Annotated in this window: 23 protein-coding genes; 6 read left to right on the top strand and 17 right to left on the bottom strand. The window is 26.3% G+C overall.

Annotated features, from left to right (window positions below; all coding sequences use genetic code 11):
* Positions 1 to 215 precede the first annotated feature (215 nt).
* The 7 genes from HMPREF1092_RS01005 to HMPREF1092_RS00975 form a co-directional block, all read right to left on the bottom strand.
* Complete coding sequence (locus HMPREF1092_RS01005) at positions 216 to 1,142, bottom strand: sugar ABC transporter permease (RefSeq protein ID WP_002596712.1); 927 nt, start codon at positions 1,140 to 1,142, stop codon at positions 216 to 218.
* A 4-nt stretch (positions 1,143 to 1,146) separates the two neighbouring features.
* On the bottom strand, positions 1,147 to 2,076 hold the full coding sequence (locus tag HMPREF1092_RS01000; RefSeq protein WP_002596711.1) for a carbohydrate ABC transporter permease: 930 nt from the start codon (positions 2,074 to 2,076) through the stop codon (positions 1,147 to 1,149).
* Positions 2,077 to 2,148: 72 nt separating this feature from the next.
* Positions 2,149 to 3,360: a sugar ABC transporter substrate-binding protein gene (locus tag HMPREF1092_RS00995; protein ID WP_002596710.1), complete on the bottom strand. Its 1,212-nt coding sequence runs from the start codon at positions 3,358 to 3,360 to the stop codon at positions 2,149 to 2,151.
* Between the two features lie 60 nt (positions 3,361 to 3,420).
* Positions 3,421 to 4,530 carry an ABC transporter ATP-binding protein gene (locus tag HMPREF1092_RS00990; RefSeq protein WP_002596709.1) on the bottom strand — a complete coding sequence of 370 codons (1,110 nt, stop codon included), beginning with the start codon at positions 4,528 to 4,530 and terminating at the stop codon, positions 3,421 to 3,423.
* A 639-nt stretch (positions 4,531 to 5,169) separates the two neighbouring features.
* Positions 5,170 to 5,367 (bottom strand): heavy-metal-associated domain-containing protein, encoded by a 198-nt coding sequence (locus HMPREF1092_RS00985; RefSeq protein WP_002596708.1) that lies wholly within the window; start codon positions 5,365 to 5,367, stop codon positions 5,170 to 5,172.
* A gap of 76 nt (positions 5,368 to 5,443) precedes the next feature.
* Positions 5,444 to 8,125 (bottom strand): heavy metal translocating P-type ATPase, encoded by a 2,682-nt coding sequence (locus tag HMPREF1092_RS00980; protein WP_002596707.1) that lies wholly within the window; start codon positions 8,123 to 8,125, stop codon positions 5,444 to 5,446.
* Between the two features lie 39 nt (positions 8,126 to 8,164).
* Positions 8,165 to 8,434 (bottom strand): metal-sensing transcriptional repressor, encoded by a 270-nt coding sequence (locus HMPREF1092_RS00975; RefSeq protein WP_002596706.1) that lies wholly within the window; start codon positions 8,432 to 8,434, stop codon positions 8,165 to 8,167.
* A 268-nt stretch (positions 8,435 to 8,702) separates the two neighbouring features.
* Between HMPREF1092_RS00975 and HMPREF1092_RS00970 the strand changes: the two genes are divergently transcribed.
* The 6 genes from HMPREF1092_RS00970 (at position 8,703) to HMPREF1092_RS00940 (ending at position 13,932) form a co-directional block, all read left to right on the top strand.
* The gene (locus HMPREF1092_RS00970; protein WP_002596705.1) at positions 8,703 to 9,383 is read left to right on the top strand and encodes a helix-turn-helix transcriptional regulator; all 681 of its coding nucleotides are present in this window, start codon (positions 8,703 to 8,705) and stop codon (positions 9,381 to 9,383) included.
* A gap of 198 nt (positions 9,384 to 9,581) precedes the next feature.
* On the top strand, positions 9,582 to 10,631 hold the full coding sequence (locus HMPREF1092_RS00965) for an ArsR/SmtB family transcription factor (RefSeq protein ID WP_002596704.1): 1,050 nt from the start codon (positions 9,582 to 9,584) through the stop codon (positions 10,629 to 10,631).
* A gap of 54 nt (positions 10,632 to 10,685) precedes the next feature.
* Entirely contained in the window at positions 10,686 to 12,371 is a 1,686-nt protein-coding gene (locus tag HMPREF1092_RS00960; protein ID WP_040413591.1) for an ABC transporter ATP-binding protein, read from the top strand.
* Between the two features lie 136 nt (positions 12,372 to 12,507).
* Positions 12,508 to 12,930, top strand: a complete 423-nt coding sequence (locus tag HMPREF1092_RS00950) for a helix-turn-helix domain-containing protein (protein ID WP_002596702.1) — start codon at positions 12,508 to 12,510, stop codon at positions 12,928 to 12,930.
* 15 nt (positions 12,931 to 12,945) lie between these two features.
* Positions 12,946 to 13,383, top strand: a complete 438-nt coding sequence (locus HMPREF1092_RS00945; protein ID WP_002596701.1) for an ImmA/IrrE family metallo-endopeptidase — start codon at positions 12,946 to 12,948, stop codon at positions 13,381 to 13,383.
* Between the two features lie 99 nt (positions 13,384 to 13,482).
* A complete protein-coding gene (locus tag HMPREF1092_RS00940) occupies positions 13,483 to 13,932 on the top strand; it encodes a hypothetical protein (protein WP_002596700.1) in 450 nt (149 codons plus the stop codon).
* Between the two features lie 27 nt (positions 13,933 to 13,959).
* Here the strand turns inward: HMPREF1092_RS00940 and HMPREF1092_RS00935 are convergent, their stop codons facing one another.
* The 10 genes from HMPREF1092_RS00935 to HMPREF1092_RS00895 form a co-directional block, all read right to left on the bottom strand.
* Positions 13,960 to 14,736, bottom strand: a complete 777-nt coding sequence (locus tag HMPREF1092_RS00935) for a pseudouridine synthase (protein WP_002596699.1) — start codon at positions 14,734 to 14,736, stop codon at positions 13,960 to 13,962.
* A gap of 124 nt (positions 14,737 to 14,860) precedes the next feature.
* Positions 14,861 to 15,046: a hypothetical protein gene (locus HMPREF1092_RS00930; RefSeq protein ID WP_002596698.1), complete on the bottom strand. Its 186-nt coding sequence runs from the start codon at positions 15,044 to 15,046 to the stop codon at positions 14,861 to 14,863.
* A 62-nt stretch (positions 15,047 to 15,108) separates the two neighbouring features.
* Positions 15,109 to 15,744, bottom strand: a complete 636-nt coding sequence (locus tag HMPREF1092_RS00925) for an MBL fold metallo-hydrolase (protein ID WP_002596697.1) — start codon at positions 15,742 to 15,744, stop codon at positions 15,109 to 15,111.
* A gap of 242 nt (positions 15,745 to 15,986) precedes the next feature.
* Positions 15,987 to 17,816 (bottom strand): ABC transporter ATP-binding protein, encoded by a 1,830-nt coding sequence (locus HMPREF1092_RS00920; protein WP_002596696.1) that lies wholly within the window; start codon positions 17,814 to 17,816, stop codon positions 15,987 to 15,989.
* Positions 17,809 to 20,028: an ABC transporter ATP-binding protein gene (locus HMPREF1092_RS00915; protein ID WP_002596695.1), complete on the bottom strand. Its 2,220-nt coding sequence runs from the start codon at positions 20,026 to 20,028 to the stop codon at positions 17,809 to 17,811. Before HMPREF1092_RS00915 ends, HMPREF1092_RS00920 begins: the two co-directional genes overlap by 8 nt.
* A 371-nt stretch (positions 20,029 to 20,399) precedes the next feature.
* Entirely contained in the window at positions 20,400 to 20,687 is a 288-nt protein-coding gene (locus tag HMPREF1092_RS00910) for a DUF503 domain-containing protein (protein WP_002596694.1), read from the bottom strand.
* Between the two features lie 1,013 nt (positions 20,688 to 21,700).
* The gene (gene rlmD, locus HMPREF1092_RS00905) at positions 21,701 to 23,068 is read right to left on the bottom strand and encodes a 23S rRNA (uracil(1939)-C(5))-methyltransferase RlmD (protein ID WP_002596692.1); all 1,368 of its coding nucleotides are present in this window, start codon (positions 23,066 to 23,068) and stop codon (positions 21,701 to 21,703) included.
* Between the two features lie 150 nt (positions 23,069 to 23,218).
* Positions 23,219 to 23,341, bottom strand: coding sequence for a hypothetical protein (locus HMPREF1092_RS17620; RefSeq protein WP_002596691.1), 123 nt, complete (start codon positions 23,339 to 23,341; stop codon positions 23,219 to 23,221).
* Positions 23,342 to 23,360: 19 nt separating this feature from the next.
* Complete coding sequence (locus HMPREF1092_RS00900) at positions 23,361 to 23,723, bottom strand: DUF1540 domain-containing protein (RefSeq protein WP_002596690.1); 363 nt, start codon at positions 23,721 to 23,723, stop codon at positions 23,361 to 23,363.
* Positions 23,724 to 23,887: 164 nt separating this feature from the next.
* Positions 23,888 to 24,049: ferritin family protein (locus tag HMPREF1092_RS00895; protein WP_002596689.1), on the bottom strand; the 162-nt coding region annotated here is incomplete at its 5' end.

Below are 24,049 nucleotides of genomic sequence, written 5' to 3'. Positions count from 1 at the left end.
CATAAACTCCCTTTGATTATATTTCATTGTATATATATATTTTTTGTTTTAAATAAAAATACTAATTCTATATAATTATATTAGACATTTTTCAATGAAATCCTTTAAATTTTTATAATTTTAAAAATTATTTTTATTTTATATATTTATTATCTTAAATATTTTATTTCTTTATTTAATAAAAAGGGCATATTTACAATTAATGTAACTTTAATTTATTCTTTAACTGCTCCTGCAACTAATCCTTTTGATACAAATTTTTGTATTGATACAAAAAGTATTGCAAGTGGAATAGTAGCCATTACAGATGCAGCTGCATAAGCTGTCCAATTTGTAGAAACTCCACTATCCATAAATGATTTTAATCCTATAACTAATGTTTTTAGACTTGGATCTTTAAGTAATGCTGCTGAAAGTACGAATTCTCCAAAAGTCCCAATAAATGAGAAGAAAAATATTACAACAAGCATTGGCTTACATAATGGGAATATTATTTTCCTAAATATTTGATTATGATTTGCTCCATCAACTAAAGCTGACTCATCTAATTCTTTTGGAAGTCCATCTATAAATCCTTTCATTAACCAAATATTATATGCACTTGCTCCACACATTACTAAAATTAAGAATAAATGATTATCCATACCATTTAATCTATATGAAATTGATAGTATTGCTGGTAATGCCATTGAAGCTGGGAACATTTGAAGTATTAAAAGTGACATAAGCCCATATTTTTTTCCAGTAAATCTTAATCTACTAAATGTATATGCTGCAGGTAAAGTCATTAAAACTTGTGCTACTGCAACTAAGAAACAAACTTTAAATGAGTTCCATACCCATAGTAAGAAATCAGTTTCTTTTAGCACATAAATGTAGTTATCAAAAGTAATTTCTGAAGGAATAAGTTCTTTTTGAATAAAACTTGAACCTGTTGAAAGTGAAGCTGTTACTATTGCAAGAACTGGGAATAATATTATAAGTATACTTGCCCATATAAAAATTCTGCTTAACCAAAGTGTTACTCTTTCTGGTTTAGTCATTTTTCTTTTATGCTTATATTTTTTCTTTTTTCCTTTTTTATCACTTACATTAATGCTCTTTGGTTCTATAGAATTTATTTTATTAGTCTTTAATTCCATTTATCTATTCCCCCTTAAACTGTCCTGATGCTCTCATTTGGAAAAATGCAATTGTTCCAACTATGAAGAATAATATAATTGAAAGTGCTGCTCCTAAATCAAATCTACCAAATTGAGTTGTCATTTTATAAGCCGCTGAACCAAGTACATCAGTATATCCAGCAAATGGTGAATCTGGTCTTACAGGTCCTCCTCCTAATAAAAGAAAAGCTGCTGTAAAACTACCAAAATTAAATGACCATGAACCTATTAATAATGGAAATGCTGTATTTGCAAGTGATGGAAGAGTTATTTTAAAGAATTTTTGAAAAGCTGATGCTCCATCAATACTTGCTGCTTCATAATAAGTTTCTGGAATTGCTGATAATGCTCCAATACAAACATTCATCATATATGGGAAACCAAGCCAAATGCTAATTGCTAGTACTGCTAATCTAGCTGGTCCTGGTTCTGTAAGCCACATTATTGGTTCAGATATCAAATTTAAATTCATTAATATTCCATTTATAGCACCATATTGACTATTTAAAAGCCCTGTAAAAGATATAGTAATAATAGCTGCTGGAAGAGCCCATGGTATTACTAAAAATCCTTTATAAATTGCAGATTCTTTCATATTTTTATTTGATAAAACTAAAGCATATATTAATCCTACAATAAATCCACCTAAAGTAATTATTGTAGCTGAAATTATCGTCCAAGTAAAAACTGGTAAAAACACTTCTTTTAAAGGTCCAAATAAAACATCTTTAAAATTCTTTAGTCCAACAAATCCCCAGCCTTTATTTAAAGTTTTTATATTATAATTAGTAAAAGCTATTATTACTGTAAATATTATAGGAAATACAGTTAATATAAGCATACTTATCAAAGCTGGTGATAAAAATTTAATAGCTCTTAAGTTGTCTTTTACTGTTACTTTTTTCTTGCTCATAATACCCCTCTCTCATTCTAACTTAAAAGAATGGAGGAAAATTTCCCTCCATCCTCCTTAGCTTTATTTATATTATTGTTGTGTTTCTATACCCTTTTTAACTGCACTAACAATATCTTCTGCAACTTTTTTAGCATCTTCACCTTTATAAACTCTAGTTATTTGAGAAGTTGCATTCCATACAGCTTGCATTTCTAAAATATTTGGCATTGGAACAGCTACTTTTGATTGATCAACAAATCCTTGTAAGTATTTATTTTCCTTTATTGCATCACTTGCTAAAACATCATTTAATACTGGAATTCTATTTCCTACCTTAAATAATTCTTCACTCTTGTTATCAATTAACTCTGATAAGAAATCAAATGCTAAATCTTTATTTGCTGATTTTGCACTTACAAAAGCTGTTTGTACGCCTAAGAATGATTTGTAGTCTTTACCATCTATTGTTGGAACTGTAGCTACTCCAAAATTTAACTTAGCTTGTTCAAATTGTTCAACATCCCATGGTCCTGAAATATAGAAAGTTGATTTTCCTTCTTTAAAGTTTGTTGAAGCTATATCTCCTGTTATATCTTCTGGCATAAGTTTATGCTTTTTAACTAAATCTGCTAAGAATTGATATCCTTTAATTGAACCATCATTTGCAAGACCTATATCATCTGCTTTTAATGCTCCTTGCTCACCACCAAAGATATATCCTCCTAAAGTTTGTACTATTCCTCCTGTAATATAGAAGTTTCCTAAATCAATTTGGAATCCATTCCCATCTTTTTTCGCGATTTCTATTAATTCTTCCATAGTTTTAGGAGCTTCTTTAACTTTATCTTTATTATAGAAAAGTGCTACTGTTTCTTGTGCTAATGGAATTGCATAATTTTTCCCTTCAAAAGATGTTGCATTCCATACACTTTCGCTACTATATTTACTCTTGTCAAATTTACCATCTGGAACTTCTTCTAATAATCCTGCTTCATAGAATGAAGCTAAGTTATCATGTGGCATCCCAATATATATATCTGGTCCTTTACTTGAATTAGCTGCTTGTAAATAATCTTGGAATCCTCCTTCATCATTAACAACTTTTACAGTATTTCCAGTTTTCTCTCCCCAAGCCTTTGCTTGTTCTTCTATTGTTTTCATTTCACCATCTTTAACTTTAGTCCAGATAGTTATTTCTTTTCCTTCTTTAGAATCTGATCCTGATGATCCCCCACATCCTACAAATAATGATCCTGCTACTAGTGTTGCCATAAGACAAGCTAGTATTCTCTTTTTAGCCATATAAATTCCCCTCCATAAATTCAAAGTTTTATTTTAATTAAATTTTAAACACCCTTATAATTATAAAATTGTAACTTGAGTTTCCTTATCGAAAACATGAATATCGTTTACATCAATAGCAAAATCTATTTTTTCTCCTATTTCTTTATTAGCGCTACCCTTTGTTTTTATTATTATTGCTTTTGTTCCTAGTTTTGTATGAACATAAATTTCTGCCCCTAAGTTTTCTGTAAGTTCTACTTCACTATTAAACTTAATTTTTGATTTCCCTTCTAATTCATCAATATTATAAAGTATTTTTTCTGGTCTAATTCCTAATATAACCTCTTCATTTAATGAATTAAATTTGTTTATCTTATCAACTTTCTCTTTATCTAATTCTACTTTATTACCTTCAATTTCAATAAACATTTTTTTATCTTCTTTTATCAATTTCCCATATAAGAAATTCATTTGAGGACTTCCTATAAATCCTGCCACAAACATATTTACTGGATTATTATATATTTCATTTGGAGTCGCAACTTGTTGTATTACTCCATCCTTCATAACAACTATTCTTGTTCCTAAAGTCATTGCCTCTGTTTGATCATGAGTTACGTAAATAAATGTAGTATCTAATTCTTTATATAATTTAGATATTTCTATTCTCATTTGAACTCTTAATTTAGCATCTAGATTTGATAAAGGCTCGTCCATTAAGAAAACTTTTGGATTTCTTACAATTGCTCTTCCCATTGCAACCCTTTGTCTTTGTCCTCCAGATAAAGCTTTTGGCTTTCTATCTAAAAGATGTTCAATATCTAAAATTTTTGCTGCATTTTTTACTTTACTTTCAATTTCATCTTTAGGAACTTTTCTTAATTTAAGTCCAAATGCCATATTCTCAAATACAGTCATATGCGGATATAAAGCATAATTTTGGAATACCATTGCTATATCTCTATCTTTAGGTGCTTTATCATTTACTAATTGATCTCCTATATAAAGCTCTCCTTCACTTATTTCCTCAAGCCCTGCAACCATTCTTAATGTTGTTGACTTTCCACATCCTGATGGCCCAACAAAAACTATAAATTCTCTATCTTTTATTTCTAGATTAAAATCTTTTACAGCTTCAAACCCATTTTCATAAATTTTGTATAGATTTTTAAAAACTAATCCTGCCATATTAACCCTCCCATTCAATTCTATAGCATATTACGGAAACCTTTCCAAAAAATTCAAAACAAATTTATTGTTTTACTTTCTATTTATTTTTCATTTAAGGTAACAATATAAATTAAATATATACTTATCTTTATATTTAATTTATATTTGAAACCTTACTAAAGATTCCTAAATATTTTATTTAATTATATTTTTCGGAAACCTTTCCAAGTATAGAACTCTTCTCCCATATATTTTATCAGGAAACGTTTTCCGTAAATTTATTCTATCACCATTTTTTAACAACTTCAATAGTTTTTGTTAAATTTGTTACTATTTTTTTAATACAATATTTTTGTTATTTTTATTAAATAAATCATTAATCACCATCAATGCAGTTATATTTTTATAAATATAATTTATATATAACTTTTAAAATATTAATTTAAACATATTTTATTAATATTTTATATTTTAATTTTTGAAAATTTATATCTACTTTATCTTTTTTGTATTAATATTTATAAAAAATAAAAGAGGTTGAAAAACAACCTCTTTATTTATGCGATTCTTTTTTTATTATGTATCCTAGTTAAAGCTTATTATTAAATAAGACTATCCTACAATTTTTTATAGTATAGTCTTATCAAAGAATTTAAATTATTCTTCTATTGATACAACATCAAATCCAAAATCTTCAATAGCTTCTTTTAAATCTGCATTATTTGCTGTACCTTCAACAATTGCTTTTCCAACAGTAACTTCCATTGAGTCAACTCCATCAACAGTATTTAATGCTTTTTTAACTCCTTCAACACATTTTTGACATGACATTCCTTCAATTATTATTGTTTTCATTTTTCATTTCTCCTTTTATTTTATATTCTCAACAAGATACAAGGCCTCTTGTTATGGCAATATTTATATTTTAAAATTATTGTATAATTTTTGGTTTAAATGTTTTTAATCTTAAGGCATTAGTTAACACAGTTACTGAACTAAAGCTCATAGCTAATGCTCCTATCATTGGATTTAATAATGGACCACCAAATAAGTATAATACTCCCATAGCTATTGGAATTCCTATGATATTAAATACTAATCCAAATCCAAGGTTTTGTTTAATATTTCTCATAGTAGCTCTACTTAATTGAATAGCTGTAATAACATCCATAATATCACTTCTCATAAGAACTATATCAGCTGATTCCATTGCTATATCAGTTCCTGAACCAATTGCCATTCCTATATCAGCTAAAGCAAGTGCTGGTGCATCATTAACTCCATCCCCTACCATAGCAACTTTTTTTCCTTCTTCTTGTATCTTTTTAACATTATCTGCTTTTTCATTTGGTAATACTTCTGCTATAACTCTTGTTATACCTAATTCTTTTGCAATAGCTTCTGCTGTTTTCTTATTATCTCCAGTAAGCATAACAACTTCTATTCCCATATTAGTAAGAGTTTTAACTGCTTTAGCACTTGATGGTTTTACTACGTCTGCAACTGCTATAATTGCTTCTAATTTACCATCTATAACCATATACATAGGAGTTTTTCCTTGTTCTGCAAGTCTTTCTGATTCTTGTCCAAATTTTTCATTTATATTAATATTATTTTCTAATATTAATTTTTTATTTCCTAAAAGAATATCTTTTGAATCTATTGAAACTTCTATTCCTTTACCAGGTATAGCTTTAAATTCATCAATTTTCTTAAGTTCTAAACCTTTTTCTTCTGCTGATTTTACAATCGCTTCTCCTAATGGATGCTCAGATCCTTTTTCTGCTGCTCCTGCAATTGCAAGAATTTCATCTTTATCATAATCTTCAGTTACAATATCAGTAACTACTGGTTTTCCTTCTGTAAGAGTACCTGTTTTATCAAATACAATTGTTTGAATTCCTTGTGCTATTTGTAATGCTTCTCCACCTTTAATTAAAACTCCATGTTGAGCACCTTTTCCAGTACCAACCATAATTGCAGTAGGAGTTGCTAAACCTAATGAACAAGGACAAGCAATAACTAAAACTGAAATAAATATTGTAAGTACAAATTCTAAATCTTTTCCACTTACTCCCCAACATATAGCTGCAATAACTGCTAAACTTATAACAACTGGAACAAAATATCCTGCAATAACATCTGCTAAATGAGCTATTGGAGCTTTTGATCCTTGAGCATCTTTAACTAATTTAACAATTTGAGCAATAGCAGTATCTTTACCTACTTTTGTTGCTTTGTATACAATTCTTCCATTTTTGTTTATACTAGCACCAAAAACAGAATCTCCAACTTTCTTTTCTATAGGAACACTTTCTCCTGTTAACATACTTTCTTCAATTGCAGTAGTTCCTTCTATAACTTCACCATCAACTGGAAGCTTTTCCCCTGGTTTTACTACTATTAAATCTCCAGTTCTAACTTCATCAACTGGAATAACTTGTTCTTTTCCATCAACTATAATAGTAGCAGTTTTTGGAGCTAAATCCATTAGAGCTTTTATTGCATCTGATGTCTTTCCTTTTGCAATACTCTCTAAGTATTTTCCTAAACTAATAAGAGCTAATATTGTAATTGATGAATCAAAATATAATTGATGAACATAAGTAGTATTTCCTGTAATTATTTCATAAAGACCAAATAATCCATAAATATAAGCTGCTCCAGATCCTATACTAATTAAAGAATCCATTCCTGGTGTTAAAGCTATTAATCCTTTAATACCAACTCTAAAGAAACTTCTACCAGCATATATACCACATGAAGCTAATATAAATAAAATAATTGCATATGTAAGAGGTGATTTATCTGGTGCCATAAAGTTTGGAAGTGGTATTCCAAAATCTCCACTCATTCCAATTATAAAAGCTGGAATTGCAAATAAAGATGTAAATATTAATCTGTTTCTAGTAAACTTAACTTCATCTTTTTTATTGTCTACTTTAGTTTCCTCTTCATCTTCTATTAAAGTAAAATCTAATTTTGCAAGTTTTGCTTTAATTTCTGATAATCTAACTAATTGAGAGTCATACGAAAAAGTTACTGTTTCTGTTGCAAAATTAACTGTTGCTCCTTCAACACCATTCATCTTGTTTAAGACTTTTTCTATTGAAGCAGCACAAGCTGCACAACTCATTCCTTCTACTTTATATGTAACATGTGTATCTTTTTTATTTTCAATTAAATTAAAATCTAATTTTGCAAGTTTTGCTTTTATGTCTTCAAATTTAACTTTATTAGAGTCATAAGAAAAAGTTACTGTTTCTGCTGCAAAGTTAACTGTTGCACCATCAACTCCATTCATCTTATTTAAAACTTTTTCTATTGAAGCTGCACAAGCTGCACAACTCATTCCTTCTACTCTATAAGAATCTAAAGCTCCTAATGATTTTTCTTCTTTCTTATCATCAATAACTCCATATCCTATCTTTTCTATTTTCTTTTGTATATCTTCAAACTTAATTTTTTCTTTATCATAAGATAACTTCATTTCTTCTGAAACTAAATTTATAGCTACAGATTCGACTCCTTGCATCCTACCTACTGCTCTTTCTATAGAAGCAGAACAAGCTGCACAAGTCATTCCAGTTACCTTAACGACTTTGTTCTCCATAATAGCTTTCTCCTTTTATATTTTTTTATAATAGCTAAATTAATTTCCCATTAATTTAGCTATTACTTTATTTAATTCTTCTAGTTTCTTTTCTTTATCTGCCTCATTTTCAAAAGCTGCTTTAACACACCCATGTAAATGTTGTTCTAAAATGTGTTTATTTGATTTTTTTATAAGTGCAGTAACTGCCATTAATTGATTTGAGATATCTATACAATATCTTTCATCCTCTATCATTTTTATTATTCCTTCGATTTGACCTCTTGCAGTTTTTAATAATTGAACTGCTTTCTTCTTTTCATCATTCATTTTTATTCTCCTCTCCTATCCCTCGTAGGGGGGGCTATGTGTTTAATATACTACTAAAAAATTTTTTTGTCAAATTTTTTTTAAAATTAGTATTTTTCATAGCAAAATAGCTAATTAATTACATTATCTAATTTAAAATAAAATTGTAAATTTTATCACTATTAACCCCACCCTACTAGGGGGATAATGTTTTTTTGTTTTTCTCACTTTTGTATTTTTTGTATTTTTTTAATATAATATCCTCATATAATTTATTAGGAGGCTTATTATGATAGACAAATTTATAAATAATTCTTCAGAAGATTTTTTATCTTTTTTAGATATAGATTTTCATATGCTTTTAGAAAATAATAATTATAATTCTATTATGAATACAATTCGTAACAGACATAAAAAAGAAATAGCTTCAATGCTAGATGTTACCTCTAAAAAGCATCATTTAATAATTTGGAATGCTTTCCTAGCTAAAAATATATTAAAAAATTCAATTAATAATACTTCAATAAAATCAATATATAATAATATTTATAAATCTATTTTAGACTGTTCAACTTTAGCAGAACTTCAATCACTTGAATTAATTATATTTGATTCATATATACACAAATCTCTTAATGGCCTTGAAAATAAAAGTAACTTTATAGTAAACAACATGATAAAATACATTCATTTACATATAGAAAGTTATTTTTCACTAAATATTATGGCAAAAGAATTTAACAATTCTCCTTCTTATTTAGGATCACTTTTCAAAAATGTAATGAATATATCAATAATAAATTATGTTCACCAAGTTAAAGTCGAAAGAGCAAAATTATTATTGAAAACTACTTCTAAATCTATTTTAGAAATATCTAATTTGCTTTGCTATTGTGATACAAGCCATTTTTCAAAAACATTTAAAAAAATTACTGGATTTTCTCCTATACAATATAGAAATAGTTTATAAAAAGAGAGTTAAAATACTTCTCTTTTTTTATTTAATTTTAGTTTTTAAATTTATTTATCTTCTTATATAATTCTTCTAAATTAAATTTTCTCACAACAAAACTTTTCCCATAAAATTTCCAAGGTAATTATTGACATTTAAAGGTAATAATCGTATATTGTTGTTAGATAATCATCTAACAAGGAGGGTTTTTATTATATGATAAATATAAAATTTTATAAGAAACCTATAAATGAATTTGCTCAATGGGTACTCTATAAATACTTTGATTCTAAATCCGAATATTTTTCTAGCTTTCGTATAACCTTAGATGAGCAATTAATTAAATACACAAATTTATTAGAAGAGGATACAAGTAGCTTTTTAAAAAATGAATTTGACTTCTTTCATAAAACTAATGTTTTACCAGTTATATTTTATGGGTATATAGATGACTATGAAATATCAACATTAGATGACTACTTTGAAGTTTTCGAAAAAAGTAGTTTAGAAACTCTTTTTAATTATCTTGGTGGTTGCTTTTTAGGCGAAACTTTAATAGGAGATAATTCTGGCTGGAATTTAGTTAAACATGATTTAAATCTTATGGAAAACTATATAAAAGATTTGCCTGAACTATCAGAAGAAGATAAAAAAATTATTTTAGACCTTTATCATTCTCCAGAAGAAACAAAAATGAGGATAAGATATCTTTTAAATCAACTTGCTAAAATATACTCTACTTTTGAAAATGAAATCTCTGATATACTCGACAAAGAAGAAAAACGATATATAGAATTATATAAAAAAGATAAAGCTAAATTTTTGGATACTAATTGGTTCAATAGATTAGATATTAATTTAAAATCAAATATAACTATTAATTTATGTATATCTTATTTTTCAGTAATAGGAATTAGGATAAATGACTTATCTACCAATAATGTTTGGGGTTATATAGGTTATAAAAATATAGAGGCTTATAAATATAGACATATAGAAAATCATTTTGAAAAATTTCTAAAGCTTATTAGTGATAAAACAAGGCAAAAGATATTATTTCTTCTTGCAGAAAGACCTTGGTATACTCATGAATTAGCTAAAGAATTAAAACTTGCACCTTCAACTATAAATTATCATCTTCAAAATTTTGTTGTTATTGATATTGTTTCTTTTAAAGAAATTGATAATAAATGCTACTACGTTTTAAACAAAGAAAATGTAAAACTTTTTATTGACTTATTAAATTCAAAATTAAAATTAAATTAATGGGGGGTTTTTAGTAGAGCACTATTTTCCTAAGTGTTCTCTTAGTATATCATTATGAATAAATACATTTTTAAATTTAAATTTTCATTATTTACAACAGTATTAATCAGGTCTATTGGTGCTTTAATGCAAGTATTTATTGCTTTATTACTAAGAAATATTATAGACATTGCTGTTGGAGGAAATCTATCAGATTTTTATAAAATTTCTATTTTTGCACTTATATATTTCTTGTTAATGGGAATAAATCATTACTTTACAGGAGCTAGCGAAGCTCTTTATTTAAAGAAAACTATAAATTATTTACGTGAGGATATTTTCAAAGGAATAATGAATAAAAATCATTCTAACTTTTCTTCTGACAACACTGCCTCATATATTTCAAATCTTACTAATGATATAAATCTTGTAGAAACTAACTATATAGTTCCTTATCTTATGATGATAGGTGATATTGTTATATTTATTGCAACTGTAATAGTGCTTCTATACATTAATCCTTGGGTAACTTTAGTTTTATTCTTAACTGGTACTCTTATGCTTTTAGTTCCATTACTTTTTAGCAAACCATTAAGTTATAGTCAAAATACACTTTCCGAAAATCTTAAATTATTTACAACAAACATTAAAGATATTTTTTCTGGATATGAAGTTATAAAATCTTATAATATGGAATCTGATATAAAAAAAGAATTTAAAAATAATAATTTAAATTTATCTAAATCTAAATTTAAATCTCAACATTTACAAGCTATAGCTGATGCTGCATCTCTTATTCTTGCTATAGGTTGCCAAACATCTGGCATAATTGTTGGTGGATATTTTTTAATTAAAGGTAACCTAACTGTTGGTTCTTTAATTGCAATTTTAAATCTTGGTAATGGTGTATCTGGTCCTATTATGTGGATTATTCAAAAAGCTACAATGATAAAAGGAATGTCTGAAGTTAATAAAAAGCTTATAAAAATAATTGATGAAGGAAAAATTCCTGATAATAGAGAACCTTTAAAATCATTTAATAAAGATATAGTAATTAAAGATTTAAATTTCTCTTATAACGATGAAAAACTTATATTAAATAACCTTAACTTCAAATTCGAAAAAAATAAAAAATATGCTTTAGTTGGAGAAAGTGGTTGTGGTAAATCAACGCTCATAAAAGTTCTACTTGGATATTATACAAATTATGAAGGTAGCGTAAAAATAGATGATTCGGAAGTAAAAGATTTAAACTCTAATAGCATTGGAAAATTTCTTTCTGTAATTCATCAAAACGTTTATATGTTCCATAAAAGCATAAAAGATAATATAACTCTTTCAAAAGATTTTAAAACTGAAGAATTAGAAAATTCATTATCTCTAAGTGGAGTTAAAAAATTCTTACCTCTTTTAGATAAAGGATTAGATACTTCTGTTGGAGAAAATGGTTCTAATATTTCTGGTGGTCAAAAACAAAGAATTGCTATTGCAAGAGCTATGATTCGTGAAACTCCTATTCTTATATTAGATGAAGGTACATCTGCATTAGATTTAAAAACTGCAAGTGATATAGAGCAAGTCCTTTTATCTCAAGAAAATCTAACTGTAATAACAATTACTCACAAATTAGATGAAGCAATGTTAAATAAATATGACAAAATCTTATTTATGAAAGATGGTAAGATAACTGAATCTGGAGATTTCTCAACTATAAATAATTTAAATGGTGATTTTACTAAGCTTTTAAATAGTATTGGATAATTAAAAGTTCCTAGAGAAAAATAAATAATTTCTCTAGGAATTTTTTATTTATATTTTATAAAAATAATAATTCCATTTCTTGACATAAGTTTATTTGAAATATATATTTAAATTAGTAATAAAATGGAGGTTTCTTATGGCAATTTCAAAAGAGAATTTAGGAAAATTAATTAAGGAAGCACGACAAAATAAAGGAAAGCTTTTAAATAAAAAATACACACAAGCTATGCTTGCTAATGATATAAATAAATCTAAAAGTTACATATGTGATATAGAGCTTGGAAGATCATACCCTTCCATAAATACATTAAAAGATATTGCTAATGCTTGTTCTCTACCAATAAGTTATTTTTATGATGAACTTCAAGAACCTATTAACTCAAATTCTTCTAATTCAAATGATATAAAAGAATTAATGTCATCAATTTTAGAGCAACAAGGATTAATGTTAAATGGTGAAATGCTTTCTGAAGAAAGTAAAATTGCTCTAAGCTCTGCTATAAAACTTGGCCTAGATTATGCTGAAAAAATGCAAGCTAAAGAGTCTAAAAAAAATTAATTTGTGGAATATTTTATGATTAAAAATTCAGTAAATTCTTTAATAAAAAAATATAAAACTACTGATCCTTTAGAATTATGTGAAGCACTAAATATTCATATAATAAAAAGTTATCTTGGACAAGAAATAAATGGATTCTTTCAACGAACTCCAAATAGTTTTAATATAATTCATTTAAATACTAATCTATCTTATGAAGAATCAAAATATATTTTGGCTCATGAACTTGGACATGCTATATTGCATACAAATCTTTCTATTACTCTTTTTATTGAAAATAAACATTTAATAAAAAACAAATTTGAGCGTGAAGCTGATAAATTTGCTGCTGAATTATTAATTCCTGATAAGCTTATTCAAAATGCTGAATACTCAGAATTAAATTTAGAACAAATATGTAAGTCTTTATGTATTCCTTTAAAATTAATGAAATTAAAATATAATATTGATTAAAGCACTAAAAATTTTAGTGCTTTATTTAATTATATAGTAATTTATATTTACTTATATTATATTTAAAATATAATATACAACAGATAAGGAGGATTTTTTATGAAATATTTTAGAGTTAACAAAAGAGTACTACTTTTCATAGGAGGATTAGTTTGGATTTTGGCTGCTATAAGAGTATTTTTAATTGGTAAAGAAAGTTTAATATCTGCTGTAAATTCAAATTACATTTTAAATTTTGTTATTGGTATAATAACTTTAGCAATATTTTATTTTTTTATTTTTAGTAAGCTTACAACTAAACATGCTAAAAGAATAATCAATAGTCCTTTAATTAAACATTGTCCATTTGCTTTCTTTGATGTTAAAAGCTATATAATAATGATTTTTATGATTTCTTTAAGTATAGGATTAAGATATTTAAACATTGTAAATTTAAATTATTTAGGAAGCTTTTATATAGGTATAGCAATTGCTCTTTTCTTAGGCGGAATATTATTTATTAGAAATTCAATTATTTTTAATAAGCTATGCTTAATATATAAAAAGTAGAGAAATTCTTAATTTCTCTACTCCTTTTTATTTAAATATACTATTCTTTTCTTCCTCTGTTAAATTTCTATATTCTCCTAATTCTAAGCTATCATCTAATTTTAAATTTCCTATAGAAATTCTTTTTAAATAAATTACTTTACACCCTACAGACTTTAGCATTTTCTTTATTTGATGCTTTTTTCCTTCAGAAATAGTTATATTCCCTTTTACTAATTTTTGATTAAAAAAATTATATTCTAAGTGATTAAGATATTTATTTTTAAAATCTTCTTCCACATCTAAATATGTAAAATTATATATAGCTTCTAATTTTGATGATTTAGTTAAATACTCACCATTATTAATATAAACTCCCTCTTCTAATTTTTCTTTTTCATTATCAAGCAAATTGCCTAAAGCTATAAAAAAATATTTCTTTTTCACATGTTTATCAGGATACATTATTTTATGCTCAAATTCTCCATCATTAGTAAACAATAATAGTCCCTCTGTATCTTTATCTAATCTTCCTACATGAAAAACTCCTTTTGTTTCATCTCCTAAGTAGTCAAAAACAGTTTTATGTTCTAAATCGCTTTTAGCTGTTACATAACCTTTTGGTTTATTAAACATATAATAAAGCTTTTCCTTATACTCTACTTTTTCTCCGTTATATTCTATATAATCATTTTGTTCATCTATTTCTATAGCTGGAATAGTTACTATTTTTTTATTTACTTTTACTAATCCATCTTTAATATAAATCCTAACATCTTTTCTTTTTCCTATTGAACTTTGTGCTAAAAATTTATCTAATCTCATTCTCTATTCCTTTCCTAAACTAAAATATTTTTATATTATAACATAAAAAAAATCACTAACTTTTTAGTTAGTGATTCTAATTAAATTTATATATACTTACAAATTTTTAAATTAATTCACATTATCAAAAATTTTTATGCTCTGAATTTATTACATCTTCACTTTGACATCTTGGGCAGGTAGGAACTTGGAATACATAATCCTCATGCCCGCATTTAGAACAAAATTCCTTACCACATGAATTACATACTTTAGTCCAAACATCATTAGATTTACAACTGCTACAACAATCCATTAACCTTCTAACCATATAACACCTCATAACAATATTTTCTTAATATAAATACGTTATATAGCTATAGTTTATGCTTATTATTTCCATTCATTATAATAAGGGCTATATTTTTTTTCGTTCCCAATTGTTGTACTTTCCATATGTCCAGGATGAACTCTAACTTCATCAGATAGATTTTCTATTAAAAATACAACACTCTTTTTAAGTGATTCTAAATTTCCAGTTTTAAAATCCCATCTCCCAACTTTTCTTTTAAATAAAGTATCTCCTGTAAATAAATCATCTTCAAATTTATAACAAACTCCTCCTTCAGTATGTCCTGGAGTTTCTATTACGGTTATTTTTTTATCTAAAAATTCTATTTCAGTATCTTTATTTACTTTTATAATATTTATATCCTTTAAATCAAAAGGTCTTTCTAAACCGCGTTCTTTATATGAATTTTCGTAATTATCTAAAAATAAATTATATTCATTTTTTCCTATATATACTGGAACATTAAAAGAATTTATTGCACTTATATGGTCTAAGTGTGAATGAGTTAATAATATCCCTAATACATCTAAGTTCTCTTCTTTAACAGCCTCTATTATTTTTTCTTTTTCATAGCCTGGGTCAACTATAAAACATTTTCCTTTATAATCTATAATGTAACAATTTATATCTATATAGCTATCTTTATCTATTTTTCCTCTTACAACTATTTTTTTCATTTTATATCCTCCTATTTATTTAACAACTTTATCTTTTGAATTTTAATTTAATAAATTAGATTCTATTAAACATATAGAAAATTTCTCTTCTTTAATTATATCATTTTTATTCTTCCTTAAAATTTATTTTAATATATTAAACTTCTCCCCTCTTTTTCAAAGAAGAAACATGAGTAACACATTTTATAAAAAAAGAATATCTCCAAAACCCATTAAAATGAATTTTGGGATATTCTTATTAATTAACTAAATTGGCTGTTATAAAGCTCTGAATAGAAGCCTTCTCTTTCTAATAATTCATCATGACTGCCTTGTTCTACTATATCTCCATCTTTCATTACAAGAATAATATCTGCATTCTTTATAGTTGAAAGTCTATGAGCAATTATAAAGCTTGTTCTGCCTATCATAAGATTATCCATTGCTTTTTGAATTAATACTTCTGTACGAGTATCAACAGAACTTGTTGCTTCATCTAAAATTAAAATTTTAGGATTTGAAAGAATTGCTCTAGCTATAGTTATAAGTTGTTTTTGTCCTTGTGAAATATTATTTCCTTCTTCATTTATATCCATGTTATAGCCTTCTTCAAGAGTTTTAATAAAATGATGTGCATGTGCAAGTTTTGCAGCTTCTTTAACCTCTTCGTCAGTTGCAGTTAAGTTTCCATATCTAATATTCTCCATTATAGTTCCATTAAATAACCAAGTATCTTGAAGAACCATTCCGAATATTTCTCTTAAATTATTTCTATTAAAGCTTTTAGAGTCTTTATTATCTATTAATATATTTCCTCCATTAAGCTCATAAAATCTCATTAATAACTTAACTATAGTTGTTTTTCCTGCACCTGTTGGACCTACAATAGCTATTCTTTGTCCAGCTTTTATTTTAGCTGAAAAATCATTTATTATTATTTTATCTTCATTGTATCCAAACTTAACATTTTTAAATTCTACATCACCTTTTATATCTTTTATATCAACAATATCTGATATTTTTTCAATTACTTCTTCTTCTTCTAAAAATTCAAAAACTCTTTCAGCAGCTGCTGCAGTTGATTGCATTACATTTGCTATTTGTGCAGTTTGTGTTATTGGTTGCATAAAAGACCTTGTATATTGAATAAATGATAATATATCTCCAACTTGAATAGAATTTTTAATAGTTAAATATCCTCCTAAGATTGCAACTACTACATATCCTATATTCCCAATAAACATTATTACTGGCATCATAAGCCCTGATAAAAACTCTGATTTCCATCCTGCATCATATAGAGTTCTATTTAATTTATCAAATTCATCAATAGTTTTTTCTTCTCCATTAAATGCTTTCATTATATTATGTCCACTATAAATCTCTTCAATATGTCCATTTACATGTCCTAAATATTCTTGTTGTTGTTTAAAATGCTTTTGAGATTTTTTTACTATTAATGTTATTATTATTCCTGACATAGGAACAACTATAAGACTCGCAATAGTCATTGTTACACTTATAGATAACATCATAACAAGTACACCAATAATAGTTGTTACTGAAATTATCATTTGTGATAATACTTGATTTAAATTTCTACTTATTATATCTACATCATTTGTAACCCTTGATAAAACTTCCCCATGAGTTGTTTTATCAAAATATTTAAGAGGTAATTTATTTATTTTTTTAGATATATCTCTTCTTAATTTATAAGAAACTTTTTGTGCTATCTCTGATGTGATAACTCCTTGTATAAAAGAAAATAAAGCACTAAGCAAATAAATGAAAATTAATAATCCTAATAGCTTTCCTATAGAATCAAAATCTATTCCAGAGCCAGTTCCACTTATTTTAGAACTTATTCCTTTCATTATTTTATTTGTAGCCTCACCTAATATTTTTGGTCCTACTATATTAAAAGTTGCACTTCCAATTGCAAATATAATTACAAAAAATATACCTATCTTAAATGGACTTAAATGTGTAAATAATTTTTTCATAGTCCCTTTAAAATCTTTTGCTTTTTCTGTTCCAATCATTCCTGGTCCACCCATTGGCCCTTTATGAGCCTTTTTAAATTTACTCATGGTACACCTCCTCTTCTGAAAGTTGTGATAAAGCTATTTGTTTATAAACTTCACAATTCTTTATAAGATCCTTATGAGTTCCTATTCCTTTTATTTCTCCTTCATCAAGTACAATTATTTGATCAGCATTAATAATAGTACTAATTCTTTGAGCAACTATAAGAATAGTTGAATCTTTAACATTTAAGCTTAACTCTTTTCTAAGCTTTGCATCTGTTTTTAAATCTAAAGCACTAAAACTATCATCAAAAATATATATTTTAGGTTTTTTCGCAAGAGCACGAGCAATTGATAATCTCTGTTTTTGTCCACCAGAAACATTTGAACCACTTTGTGCTATTTCAGAATCAAACCCTTTTTCCTTAGCTTCAATAAACTCTAAGGCTTGAGATATTCTAGCTGCTTCTCTTATATCACTTTCAGTAGCATTTTCTCTTCCATAAGCAATATTACTTTTTATAGTTCCAGAGAATAAAACTCCTTTTTGAGGAATATACCCTATTTGTTCCCTTAAATCATGGGCTTTTACATCTCTTATATCTACTCCATTTACATATATTTCACCTTCAGTAACATCAAAAAATCTAGGAATCAAATTAACTACAGTAGATTTTCCACTTCCAGTACTTCCTATAAAAGCAGTAGTTTGTCCAGGTTTTGCAACAAAATCTATATTACTTAATATATTTTCCTCTGCATTTGGATATTTAAACGAAACATTTCTAAACTCAACTATTCCATCTTTATCTATATCGAAATCTTTAATTTCTTTAGGATCTTTTATATCTGGTTCTGTTTCTAATACTTCAGCTACACGAGTTGATGAAACAGCTGCTCTTGGAAGCATTACTGTAAGCATTGATAACATTAAAAATGCCATCATTATTTGCATTGCATATTGAATAAATGCCATCATATCTCCAACTTGTATACTTCCAGTATCTATGTTATGAGCTCCAATCCAAACAATTAAAACAGTCATTCCATTCATAATGAACATCATAACTGGCATCATCATAGCCATAATTCTATTTAAATAAATATTTGTTTTTGTTAAATCTAAATTAGTTTTATCAAATTTTTCTTCTTCTATTTTTTGAGTTCCAAAAGCTCTTATAACTAGCATACCTGTAAGACCTTCTCTAGTTACTAAATTTAATTTATCAACAAGCTTTTGAATTATTTTAGACTTAGGAACAGCAAATTTAAATAAAATTGAAACTAAAATTAAAATTCCTAATACTCCAACTCCAATTATCCATGCCATAGAAGTATCAGTTTTTAGAACTTTTATTATACCTCCTATTGCTAAAATTGGTGCATAAAACATCATTTTAAGCATTATCATAGTAAACATCTGAACTTGCTGAATATCATTTGTACTTCTAGTTATAAGAGAAGCAGTTGATATTTTATCAAATTCAGTATTAGAAAAAGAAATAACCTTTTTAAAAACATCATGTCTTAAATTTTTACCGAATCCTGCAGCTACTTTAGAACCTAAATATCCTACTCCAATTGCAGCTAACATACCAATTAAAGCTATTCCTAACATTTTTGCTCCTGCTATAAATATGTAGCTTGTTTGCATTTTTTCAGTATCTATTCCTATTTCTTTATATTCTGCCGAAATTGCACTTATTGAACCCTGTTTTAAAATTTCTTTATCTAATTCTTCAAATTTTTCATCAATTTGTGTTTGTAATATTTTGAAATTTTCTTTTGGCATTTTGCTTAGCATTTCCCAAATATTAATATTATTTGGTATGTTAGGAATAGCTCCCTTTTCATAAGCCATTTCTAACCCTTTAACGTTCATTAAAGCCTTACTCATAATATTACTTAACTCTTCTATTTTATCTTTATCCTCAGTAATAAGCTCATAAATATTTTCATTTTCTAAAGCTTTATATTCACTAACCTTATTGTCAAATTCTTCTTCTGATAAATTTTTCTTACTAAGTAATTTATAATTCTCTTTTATCTCATCTTTTTGTTTATTATTTAAAAATAACATAACTTTATCCATTTCTTTTTCTCTTATCGCTATAGGAACAGCTTCCTCTATTCCTCCTTGTTGAATTCCAACATTAACTATCTTTGCAGTATAATCTGGCAAAGATAAATCAGTACCTGCTTGAATTACTAAAAGGAAAATAACTGCTGCTATTAACACTAAAAATGGCTTCAAGTACTTAAATAATTTAAACATTCTCATACCACCCTTAAAATTTTACTATTTTTACTTTATATGGATATTATACTCTTAAATTTTTTCTTGTACATAGTTAATGAAAAAAACTAAAAATATTTTCAAAAAAATACTTTATTCCTAATTACATATGTCCATAAATATCGAATATTTTTAAATTTAAATTTTTTTTATATTTTACGACAACATTTTCATATTTTATTTGATATATCCAAATTAAGTTATCTAATTAATATCCTCACCTCCAATTTTTTCTCAATGTGTAAATTATACTTCATTTTTCAATTATTTTGCAATAAAAAAAGCTACATATAATTTACATGTAGCTTTAAACTATTAAATATGCCTCTTCATAATAATTAATATCTTAACTAATAGTGTTCTATTTCACTATAAATATCTATTATTTCTCCATCTAAATTTTCTTCTATAAAACTTATAATTTTCTCTGATGTATTTTCTAATACATTTTTATCAGACGAAACAGAACATAGCCCTAAAACTATAGATTTATGATTATCATTATCTCCAGTTTCAGCTATTGATATATTAAATTTATTTTTTAATTTATCCCTTATACTTCTAAGAATCATTCTTTTTTCTTTTAGAGAATTTACAAAAGAGACTCTCATAGTAATTTCCATAACTAAAATTTTCATATTTAAATCACCTCAAATTATAAAGTTTATATATTTAAATTATTTTTATTAATAAATCTTTCCTTATATAATTCCTTTTATTTTTCTATATCAATCCTTTCTCTGATATTATTTTTTTATTAATTTAATTTTTTATCCTTAACTTTAGATGTATTTTAAAATATTACATAATTCAAATATTTTAATCACATTCTTAAATATAAAATCTGATAAAACTGCTGTAATAATTATAAATATCCAAAGTTTAATATAAAAAAATAATATCAGTAATATAAAAATATTTTTAATGTATAAAAATATTTTTTTCTCACATACTATTATTGTAAAATCCAATTGAATGAGGAGGGAATAGAGATGAATAATCAATGGAACCAAAACATTCATACTAAAGAAGCTGCCTATGCAAGTTCGGATAAGGATAGTCCGGGAGAGTATTTAGGCTTATAAAGTTAGGTTTTACTCTACTTTATAAGCAAAAATAAGATTTTATATTAGATTGTAAAATCATATTTGAATGAGGAGGGAATAGAGATGAATAATCAATGGAACCAAAACATTCACACTAAAGAAGCTGCCTATGCAAATTCAGATGAGGATAATCCAGCAGTGTAATTACGCTTATAAAGTTAGATTTTATTCTACTTTATAAGCGAAAATAAGATTTTATGTTAGATTGTAAAATCATATTTGAATGAGGAGGGAATAGAGATGAATAATCAATGGAACCAAAACATTCACACTAAAGAAGCTGAAAGTGCAACTTCAGCTGAGGATAGTCCAGGAGAGTATTTAGGCTTATAAAGTTAGATTTTACTCTGCTTTATAAGCTAAGATTGGATTTTCTAAATAAAGAACCTATTATAATTCTGCTTAAAGCATTATTGTGATAGGTTCTTTTAAATTTAAATTATTACATTAAAATAATCCTATATAAAAAGAACTTCAATAATTTGAAGTTCTTCTTTATTAAAATATTTATAATAGTCTAGTATTTATATATTTTTTAAATTAATTTATTTTTTTGCTAACCATGCAACATTTTCTATATGACTTGTTTGAGGAAACATATCAACTGGCTGAACTTCAATAGTTTCATATCCCTGTTCTTCCAATATTTTCAAATCTCTTCCTAAAGTTGAAGGATCACATGATACATAAACTACTCTATTTGGCTTTACTTTTCCTATAGCTTCTAATAGTTTAATATCACATCCCTTTCTTGGTGGATCAACTACTATTGTATCTGCTTTTATTCCTTTATCTATTAAATCAGGTATTACTTCTTCTGATTTACCAACAAAAAATTTTGCATTATCTATTCCATTTAATTTAGCATTTTCTCTTGCATTTATTATTGCTGGTTCAATTATTTCTACTCCATAAACCTTTTTAGCTTTTTTAGACAAAAATAATGTTATTGTTCCTGTTCCACAATAAGCATCAAACACTGTTTCTTCTCCATTTAATTTTGCATATTCTAATGCTTTATTATATAAAACCTCAGTTTGCATAGGATTTACTTGGAAAAATGACAATGGACTTATATTAAATTTAAATTCACCAATATAATCTTGTATAGTATCTTCGCCCCAAAGAGTTATACATTCTAATCCTAAGATTACATTTGTATCTTCTTTGTTTATATTTAAAACTATACTTTTAATTGCATCTATATTATTTTTTATTTCTTCTATAAATTTATCTAAATGTGGTATATCTTTCTTAGTGCTTACTAAAACAACCATTACTTCACCAGTTTTAAAGCCAGTTCTTATCATTATATGTCTTATTAAACCTTTTTTATCAAACTTAGCATCCTTAAAAGCTGGTCTTATATTATTTTCAAGCATCCATTTTTTGCTTATTTCTCTTACTTTATCAGCTTTTTCATCTTGAATAATACATTTATCTATATCAATTATGTCATGACTTCTTTGGGCATAAAATCCTATTTTAAGTTCTCCATTAATAGTACCAACAGGAAGTTGCACTTTATTTCTATATCTATATGGATTTTCTTCCATTCCTATAGGATACTTTACTAACTCTTCTGAAAGTCCCCCTATTTTTTTTACACAATCTTTAACTCTTTCCCATTTAAAGTCTAATTGTCTTTTATAATCCATATGTTGTGTTTTACATCCACCACATCTTTTATAAAATTCACATTTAGGCTCTTCTCTCCCTGATGATTCTTTTTCTATATTTATAAGCTTTCCATAAGCAAAATTTTTCTTTACTTTAACTATTTTAGCATTAACCTTCTCTCCCTTTAATGCTCCTTCTATAAAAATTGGATATCCTTCAATTTTAGCAATTCCTTCGCCTTCATATCCTTGTGAAATTATATCTAAAGTATATTCTTTATTCTTTTCTACCACGTTATTTCACCTTTTCCTCGTTATTTTCGTTTAATTATATCATAACTCTAAGCTTACTTTCCATCATAGAATTATCTTATCTTCTCAACAGCTTGTCCTTTTTTAATAATTTAAAGCATAACCTAAAAATAATAAGTTATGCTTTAAATTTTATTTCATAGATTTTGCTATTATAACTGCACCTAAACTCACTAATCCATATCCAATAGCTTTAATCATTCTTGCTTTCCTTAATGTATTTGTATATCTACCTCTTCTAATTTCTATGATCATATCTATTCCTCCTTTAGCTTTAATGATTATCTAAAAAAGTTTCACATTGATTTTTCATTTCATTTTCTCTATTTTCTACAATCATTATATTTCTCGCTTCACATCTATTATTTGCATTATAGAAACAATTCCTAGCTGTACATTCTACCTCTGGAGTAATAAGAATTTCTTCCCTACTAGAAAATATTTGTGCTATTTCTCCTGGAAAATTTGTATTTACCATAGCCTTAAAAGCATTAGTTAAAGTTTCAGGTCTATAAGTTTCACATTGAGTTTGTGAACTTGTATAAGCTTCTTCTCCATCTACTATTATAGTATTTGCTCCACAAAATCCTCCTTCATTATTAACACAATTTTGTACGCTACATCCTAAAGTTGGCATTAATATCACTCCTTTAAATAAATCTAAGTTTAAATATATTTTGTCCTAGTATTTAATTTATATTCTTTTTAAGATATAGCTTTTTAAACAAAATAAAAAGAGCTATTTAAAATAGCTCTTTTCTAAGGGATTTCGTAGTAAATTGTTTTGTTCTATCTATAAAATTATGCGAAATATCTATCTAATAAACCTTTGAAAGCTCTTCCATGTCTAGCTTCATCTTTACACATTTCGTGAACTGTGTCATGGATTGCATCTAAGTTTAATTGTTTAGCTAATGTAGCTAATTCTTTCTTACCTTGGCAAGCTCCAAATTCAGCATCTAC

This window comes from Clostridium thermobutyricum, from assembly GCF_000371465.1.
GTDB lineage: Bacteria > Bacillota > Clostridia > Clostridiales > Clostridiaceae > Clostridium > Clostridium thermobutyricum.
This window is presented reverse-complemented; position numbering and strand designations above follow the sequence as displayed.

What these genes read in the sequence shown, in the direction of transcription:
- HMPREF1092_RS00975 (WP_002596706.1), bottom strand. Translation starts at nt 8,434, where the DNA reads ATGAATGATGAAAAGAAGAAAGCAGTTCAATTATTAAAAACTGCAAGA.
- HMPREF1092_RS00945 (WP_002596701.1), top strand. Translation starts at nt 12,946, where the DNA reads ATGATTAAAAATTCAGTAAATTCTTTAATAAAAAAATATAAAACTACT.
- HMPREF1092_RS00920 (WP_002596696.1), bottom strand. Translation starts at nt 17,816, where the DNA reads ATGAGTAAATTTAAAAAGGCTCATAAAGGGCCAATGGGTGGACCAGGA.
- HMPREF1092_RS00965 (WP_002596704.1), top strand. Translation starts at nt 9,582, where the DNA reads ATGATAAATATAAAATTTTATAAGAAACCTATAAATGAATTTGCTCAA.
- HMPREF1092_RS17620 (WP_002596691.1), bottom strand. Translation starts at nt 23,341, where the DNA reads ATGATCATAGAAATTAGAAGAGGTAGATATACAAATACATTAAGGAAA.
- HMPREF1092_RS00980 (WP_002596707.1), bottom strand. Translation starts at nt 8,125, where the DNA reads ATGGAGAACAAAGTCGTTAAGGTAACTGGAATGACTTGTGCAGCTTGT.
- HMPREF1092_RS00930 (WP_002596698.1), bottom strand. Translation starts at nt 15,046, where the DNA reads ATGGTTAGAAGGTTAATGGATTGTTGTAGCAGTTGTAAATCTAATGAT.
- HMPREF1092_RS00935 (WP_002596699.1), bottom strand. Translation starts at nt 14,736, where the DNA reads ATGAGATTAGATAAATTTTTAGCACAAAGTTCAATAGGAAAAAGAAAA.
- HMPREF1092_RS00940 (WP_002596700.1), top strand. Translation starts at nt 13,483, where the DNA reads ATGAAATATTTTAGAGTTAACAAAAGAGTACTACTTTTCATAGGAGGA.
- HMPREF1092_RS00985 (WP_002596708.1), bottom strand. Translation starts at nt 5,367, where the DNA reads ATGAAAACAATAATAATTGAAGGAATGTCATGTCAAAAATGTGTTGAA.
- HMPREF1092_RS00995 (WP_002596710.1), bottom strand. Translation starts at nt 3,360, where the DNA reads ATGGCTAAAAAGAGAATACTAGCTTGTCTTATGGCAACACTAGTAGCA.
- HMPREF1092_RS00915 (WP_002596695.1), bottom strand. Translation starts at nt 20,028, where the DNA reads ATGTTTAAATTATTTAAGTACTTGAAGCCATTTTTAGTGTTAATAGCA.
- HMPREF1092_RS00950 (WP_002596702.1), top strand. Translation starts at nt 12,508, where the DNA reads ATGGCAATTTCAAAAGAGAATTTAGGAAAATTAATTAAGGAAGCACGA.
- HMPREF1092_RS00900 (WP_002596690.1), bottom strand. Translation starts at nt 23,723, where the DNA reads ATGCCAACTTTAGGATGTAGCGTACAAAATTGTGTTAATAATGAAGGA.
- HMPREF1092_RS01000 (WP_002596711.1), bottom strand. Translation starts at nt 2,076, where the DNA reads ATGAGCAAGAAAAAAGTAACAGTAAAAGACAACTTAAGAGCTATTAAA.
- HMPREF1092_RS00925 (WP_002596697.1), bottom strand. Translation starts at nt 15,744, where the DNA reads ATGAAAAAAATAGTTGTAAGAGGAAAAATAGATAAAGATAGCTATATA.
- HMPREF1092_RS00990 (WP_002596709.1), bottom strand. Translation starts at nt 4,530, where the DNA reads ATGGCAGGATTAGTTTTTAAAAATCTATACAAAATTTATGAAAATGGG.
- HMPREF1092_RS00910 (WP_002596694.1), bottom strand. Translation starts at nt 20,687, where the DNA reads ATGAAAATTTTAGTTATGGAAATTACTATGAGAGTCTCTTTTGTAAAT.
- HMPREF1092_RS00960 (WP_040413591.1), top strand. Translation starts at nt 10,686, where the DNA reads ATGAATAAATACATTTTTAAATTTAAATTTTCATTATTTACAACAGTA.
- HMPREF1092_RS00970 (WP_002596705.1), top strand. Translation starts at nt 8,703, where the DNA reads ATGATAGACAAATTTATAAATAATTCTTCAGAAGATTTTTTATCTTTT.
- HMPREF1092_RS01005 (WP_002596712.1), bottom strand. Translation starts at nt 1,142, where the DNA reads ATGGAATTAAAGACTAATAAAATAAATTCTATAGAACCAAAGAGCATT.